Annotated in this window: 6 protein-coding genes; 4 read left to right on the forward strand and 2 right to left on the reverse strand. The window is 72.5% G+C overall.

The window, feature by feature from the left end:
* Together ACWEVO_RS27385 and ACWEVO_RS27390 are read left to right on the forward strand one after the other, a co-directional pair.
* Nucleotides 1-393, forward strand: a 393-nt coding sequence (locus ACWEVO_RS27385) for a hypothetical protein (RefSeq protein ID WP_452310375.1), incomplete at its 5' end; no start/stop codon positions are given.
* Between the two features lie 86 nt (nt 394-479).
* Nucleotides 480-3,077 carry an IPT/TIG domain-containing protein gene (locus ACWEVO_RS27390; protein ID WP_452310376.1) on the forward strand — a complete coding sequence of 866 codons (2,598 nt, stop codon included), beginning with the start codon at nt 480-482 and terminating at the stop codon, nt 3,075-3,077.
* Nucleotides 3,078-3,113: 36 nt separating this feature from the next.
* Here ACWEVO_RS27390 and ACWEVO_RS27395 read toward each other — a convergent pair whose 3' ends face one another.
* Together ACWEVO_RS27395 and ACWEVO_RS27400 are read right to left on the reverse strand one after the other, a co-directional pair.
* Nucleotides 3,114-3,320, reverse strand: coding sequence for a zinc finger domain-containing protein (locus ACWEVO_RS27395; protein WP_452310377.1), 207 nt, complete (start codon nt 3,318-3,320; stop codon nt 3,114-3,116).
* A 146-nt stretch (nt 3,321-3,466) separates the two neighbouring features.
* Nucleotides 3,467-4,069, reverse strand: coding sequence for a TetR/AcrR family transcriptional regulator (locus ACWEVO_RS27400; protein WP_452310378.1), 603 nt, complete (start codon nt 4,067-4,069; stop codon nt 3,467-3,469).
* A gap of 172 nt (nt 4,070-4,241) precedes the next feature.
* Between ACWEVO_RS27400 and ACWEVO_RS27405 the strand changes: the two genes are divergently transcribed.
* Both ACWEVO_RS27405 and ACWEVO_RS27410 read left to right on the forward strand, forming a co-directional pair.
* Nucleotides 4,242-5,099, forward strand: a complete 858-nt coding sequence (locus ACWEVO_RS27405; protein ID WP_452310379.1) for a class I SAM-dependent methyltransferase — start codon at nt 4,242-4,244, stop codon at nt 5,097-5,099.
* A gap of 336 nt (nt 5,100-5,435) precedes the next feature.
* Nucleotides 5,436-6,112: hypothetical protein (locus ACWEVO_RS27410; RefSeq protein WP_452310380.1), on the forward strand; the 677-nt coding region annotated here is incomplete at its 3' end.

The raw sequence follows: 6,112 nt of genomic DNA on the forward strand, positions 1-6,112 counted from the left end.
CCGGCGGGCCGGGTGTCGCTGGTCGCGCTGCTGCCCGCCGGCCCGGTCCCGGCCGGCGGCACGGTGGCCGGCCTGGTCGTCGAGGAGTACAGCGAGGTGCTGCCGGCGGCGGCCAAGACCACCGGGCTGGCGCTGCACTACGACCAGCCGAACGCCGCGCCACCGCAGGCGATCGTGCTGGCCGTACCGCCGCGTGTGGGGGAGGACTGGACGCTGGACACCCTGCGCGCCACCGTCGACGACACCCTCGACCTCGCCCGGATCCGGATGGTCGACCTCGACGCGTTGCAGGAGGCCGGCCACTTCGTGCCGGCCACCTACCTGGCCTACAACGCCAAGGGCGTGACCGTGGCCACCGACTTCCTCAACGGCCGCGGCGCCCCGCTCGGCTGATCCCCACGCGTCGCGCCGCCACCGGCGGCCGCCGCGCCTACCCAACGCCTGCACCACCTGGCACACCGCTCAAGAGGGACGACGACATGCCTGACGCGCCACGGTTGGACTCGGTCACCCCGGGGTCGGGGACCGCCGGTACCGCGCTGACCCTGTCCGGCGCGTTCGGCGCCCGCACCGACGCGTCGGTGGTCCGGTTCCGGCTACCGCTCGACGGGGCCGCGCCGGTGGCCGGCACCGTGGACGACTGGTCGGACACCACGATCCACGTCCGCGTGCCGTCGCTGACCTCGTTCGGCTCCGGCGGCCCGCTGGAGCTCACCGTCCACACCGACGGCGGCGACAGCGCAGCCCGGGCGTTCCTCATCGAGGAGGAGTCGCCGCCGGCCATCGCCGGCGTGAATCCGGCGCGCGGCCTGCAGAACGACACCATCACCCTCACCGGCCAGGGCTTCGGTCGACGCAGCAGCGCCTCGGCCGTGCTGTTCCAGGCCCCCGGGCCGCAGGACGTGCCCGCGCAGGTGGTCACCTGGAGTCCGACGTCGATCACGGTACGGGTGCCAACGCTGCCCGCGCTCGGCGGTGCGGGCAGCCGCGGCATCGTGGTGAGCGCGCCCTGGGGGCGCAGTGGCGCCGCCGACTTCCTGCTCGGCGAGCTGCCCCAGGTCACCGCCGTGCAGCCGGGCAGCCCCGCGCCGGGCGGCACGGTCACCGTGCAGGGCCGCGCCTTCGGCCCGCAGGCCGGTGGATCACTCCAACTGGTCGACCCGAAGGACGCGAACAACGGCAACCACCCGGTGGTGCTGTCATGGAGCGACACCGAGATCATCGTGCGGCTGCCGGAGCTGGGCGGCCTGCGTACCACCGGCGCGCGGGACGTCATCGTCACCAGCGAGTGGGGTGCCAGCGTCCCCGACCAGCACGCCGGCATCCTCATCGAGAGCCGCGCCTCGATCACCGCCTGGACCCGGCTGGAGCCGCACGCCCGCACCGAGGACCTGCAGGAGGGGCTGCGGCTCGGGCTGCAGGCCCAGGTGTACGACCCGTTGTGGCTGCTCGGCCGGCAGTGGCAGCTGCTCGAACTGCGCGGCGCGGACGCCGGGTCACCGGTGTCGGTGACGGTGACCGGGGCGACGACGCCGCTGGCGCGCTGGCAACCGTACGGCGGGCAGCCGGCCGACGTGCCGGCCGGGGTGCCGCTGGAAGCCCTGGCCGAGCGCGAGCGGGTCATGCCGCCGCTCGGGAGCACCACCGGCCCCTTCGACGACCTGCGACTGGCCGCCGAGGCGGGCCTGCACCTGCTCCGGCTGATCAAAGCGAACCTGCGCGACCCGAGCCGGATCGACGACTACCGGGCCCGGTTCCTGCGCGAATACCCGCTCCAGACGCCGGCCGACGTGTCGAACCTCGACGCGCGCACCCGACGGTTCCTCACCGTCACCGACGGCCGCGCGCCCGACGGCGGGCGCATCTACGCGGACTTCCAGACCGTCCTCGGCAGCCGCCCCGCGCTGCCGAAGAAGCCGCCGATCGACGGCAACGACCGGGCCGCCGTCATGACCGCCGTCCAGCAGTGGTACGCCTGGTGCGCCGACCTGATCAGCGAGCCCGCCTCCGACGCGTTCGCCTGGGACCGCCAGCGCATGGAGTACGCGTTCTCCGCCGGCTCGGGAAACCTGGTGCTGGACGCGCCCCAGCACGACGGCGGCCACCTCGACTGGTACTCCTTCACCCGGCGCACCCCGGCGTCCACCACACCGCTCGGCGCGCCGGCAGCGGGACGCGGGCCGTCGTCGTTCACCCGTACCGTGCTGCCGAACCCGGTCAGCTTCCCCGGCATGCCGGTGCCGCGCTGGTGGGAGATCGAGGACGGCCGCGTCGACTTCGGATCCGTCGCGGCCGCGCCCAGCGAACTGCTCACCCTGGTCCTGGTCGAATTCGCCACCGTGTACGGCAACGACTGGTTCACCGTGCCGCTGGACGCGCTGCCCGTCGGCGCGCTGTGCGAGCTTGCCACGGTGACCGTCACCGACGCGTTCGGCGTGTCGACCCAGGTCACGCCATTCGGGAACGGTGCCGGTACGGACTGGCGGATGTTCGAGCTGACCCGCGACGACGGCAGCGCCGACAACGGCAACGCCCTGCTGCTGCTCGACGCGCTGCCGGCCACCCACGAGTCGTCGCCGGTCGAGGAGGTCGTCCTGCTGCGCGACGAACTGGCGAACATGGCCTGGGCGGTGGAGAAGACCGTGGAGAGCCGTACCGGGCGCCCGGTCGACCGCCACGAGGACGAGGTCAACCGGCGCGCGGACGCCACGCCGCCCGGCGACGGCATGCGGCGGTACCTGCTGCAGACGCCGGTGCCCCGACAGTGGATCCCGCTGCTGCCGAAGTACGACCGGGACCCGAGCGGGGCGGTCGCGGCGCGCTGGCTGGCCCGGGGAGCGATGCGCGACCCGGCGGACCGCAGCCCGATCCCGGCGCAGGGCAGGTTGCTGGAACCGGGTACCGCGCTGGACGTCTACGACGAGGAGGTGCCCCGTGCGGGGGTGGTGCTCACCCGGCTCTGGACGCTCGGGCGCGCGGCGGACGGCCGTACCCATCTGTGGCGCGGCCGGCGCAAGGGCCCAGGCCGGGGCGAAGGCTCCAGCGGCCTGCGATTCGATGACACCACGGTGCCGTAGCGGTGGGCCAGCGGTTGAATAGCCGCAGCAGCCCGCCTATGTGCTCTCGTCCTGACTCCGCTCCGGATGGGCGCCGTTGACGATGTCGTGCCCGGGTGTCCTGATGCAGAGTGCCCCCGGCTCGGCACCGCACACCGGGCATGGCCGGAACTCCTCGACCGGCCCCAGCTCGTAGCCCATGCTGCGGGCGGCGAGAGTGATGTCCCTGGCCGCCTGGTGCAGCGAGTCATCGCGGTACCGCACGGCAGCCTGATGAGTTCTGTGGATCGCGCTTCGGGCAAGTTCCAGCGGCTCGGACACGCGAGCCGTCTTCCCCGGTAGCGCACTGATAATCGGTCGCACGCCGGCCGAACGCCCGGGATGCCGCCGTCCGACCGGACCTGCGCCCGTCAGGTCGAGGGTGGTGGCTCGGCCGCCGGCGGGGTGAGCGCGGCGAGCAGGCCGGGTGCGGCCAGCCGCTGATAGATGCTGGCGAGGGTGGCGGGGCCGGGCCGGAAGTCCTGGTCGACCCACCAGGTGAGCAGGCCGAGTGCGGCGGCGGTGTAGAACGCGGCGGCGACGTCGACCGGCAGGTCACTGCGGGCGGCTTCGAGGTGCGGGCGCAGATGGACGCGGAGCAGGTCGCTGATGAGCCGGTGCAGGTGGCGCTCCACCACGCTGCCGCCGCGCCGGCCGCACAGCGCCCGGTAGATGTCCCGGTGGCGGTAGGCGTGGGCGAAGATCACGCCGGTCGGGCTGGTCGGATGGGCCGGCACGCCGGGACTGAGGGCGTCCAGATCGCGCTTCAGGTCGGTGCGCAGGTCGTCGAAGCCGGCCAGCAGCAGATCGTCCTTGTCCCGGTAGTGGGCGTAGAAGGTGGAGCGTCCCACGTCGGCGCGGTCGAGGATGTCCTGCACCGTTATCCGGTCGTAGCCCTTCTCCCCGATCAGGGCGACGAGCGCCTCACGCAGCAGCCGCTGGCTGCGCCGGACGCGCCGATCCTGCCCCGGCATCTCGCACCCCTCGCTTCCGAACAATTGCCGACCGATGTCCGGTAACGGATGGTGGCGGCGTTCTGGTCGTTGAACCGGCGTCCTGCCCGTGACGATACTCGGACATCGTGTTCGACATCGTACGAGTGTCCGAGTATGGCCGGTCACCCGGCAATCCCTTCGGAGGTGGCACATGCAGGCGATCGTCAACGTGGCGCAGGCCGAGGCGTGGAACGGGCCGGAAGGCAGGCACTGGGCCGACCACGCCGCCCACTGGGACGCGGTGAGCGGGGAGCTCAACGAACCGCTCCTGACGGCAGCCCGGATCAGCCCGGCCGACCGGGTGCTCGACCTCGGCTGCGGCAACGGCCAGACCACCCGGCTGGCCGCCCGGCGCGCCCGGGACGGCTACGCGCTCGGCGTCGACCTGTCCGGTCCGATGCTGCACACCGCGCGGGCCCACGCCGTCAGCGAAGGGCTGACGAACGTCCGGTTCGAGCAGGGCGACGTGCAGGTGCACCCGTTTGCGCCAGGCGAGTTCGACGTCGCCATCAGCCGCGGCGGGCTGACCTTCTTCGCCGACCCGGTGGCGGCCTTCACCAACGTCGCGCACGCCCTGCGGCCGGGCGGGCGCCTGGCGTTCATCTGCGCGCGAGCCGCCGAGGAGCAGCAGTGGTTCACCGTGTTCATGACCGCCCTCGGCGGCCGCGCCCCGCGCACCGACCGAAGTGCCGGGTACGAGCCGGGAATGTTCTCCCTGGCCGACCCGCAACGCATCGAAGAACTGTTGACCAGGGCCGGCTTTCGGAACATCGTCATCACCGGCCGCGACCCGGTGATGACCTACGGACGTGACGCCGCCGACGCCGCGGAGCTGGTGCTCGGCACCGGACCGGCACGCGCGCTGCGGGAAAACGGTGACCAGGAGGCCGTCACCCGAGCGCGGGTCGCGCTCACCACCGCGCTGAGCGGCTACGAGCAACCCGGCGGTGTGCAGCTGACGGGAGCGTTCTGGCTGGTCACCGCAACGACGGACACTACTGGCGGGTGAGACGCGGCGACGATGCGGACGCGGACGCCGCTGTCACCGGCGGGCCGGCCCGATCACCACCTCGGCGAGATAGACGCAGGTGCGCCCCTCGTGCGAGGAGTAGTAGCTGACTCTCAGCAGATCGTCGTGCCAGACCAGCCCCGGATAGCTGGTGTCACCGCCGGAGGGCAGGCTGAGGGATTTGGTTAAGGATCGTCAGTGATCGTGGTCCGGTCGTGGGTGTCGGTGTCTTCTGGTTTGATGCGGGCGGTGGGGGTCTGTGCTGGCGGTGAGTGCTGTCGTGTGGCGGTCGTGTGCGTGCTGGCCCGGGTCTGGGCGTGGTGAGGTTGGTGGCGGGTGAGTCGGGCGGTGTCGCTGGCTGAGGGCGAGGCGTCCCGGACCGCGTGTGTCCGCGCTTTTGTGCGCGCGGGTGTGGATGAGAAGTCCGGCGAGGTTGTGTCCCAGGCGGTGTTGGCCGAGCGTGTCGGCTGGTGCGCCGATCTGGTGGCGGGCATGGTTTCTGGGCTGTTGGCGCAGCGGTGGAACGCCGCGGATGTGCGGGTGTTGGCCTGCGGTGTGGACGCGGGTGGGCGGAGGTTGCCGTCGAACGCGTGGATGGCGTTGCGGCGGCTGGGTTGGACCACCACCGCCCCGGCGGGGGTTCGGGTCAATGACCGGATCGTGCGGATGGCTCAGGAGCAGGCCGGGCGTGCGCTGCGCTCGGTGACGTGGCGTGCCGGTCTGACCGCCGGAGTCCTCGCATCCTGGCCGGCCGACCCGCGCAAGCGCACCCCGCAGGAGTGGGATCAGATTCGGGAGGCGATCCCTGGCGGGAAGTATCTACCGGCCAACGTCATCAAGGCGCGCACCCGGCAGGTGGCCCGGTTCCTCAACACCAACGGCCGCCTGCCGGTGGACGTGTTCGAACTGGAAGGCGCACCGCGGGTGCCGCGGATGTTGTTGCTGGCCGCGTGTGACCGGCAGCAGGCCACGATCGAACGCGGCGACACCGACCCGGGCAGGGTGCTGCTGCG

It is taken from the genome of Micromonospora sp. NPDC003776 (assembly GCF_053605645.1).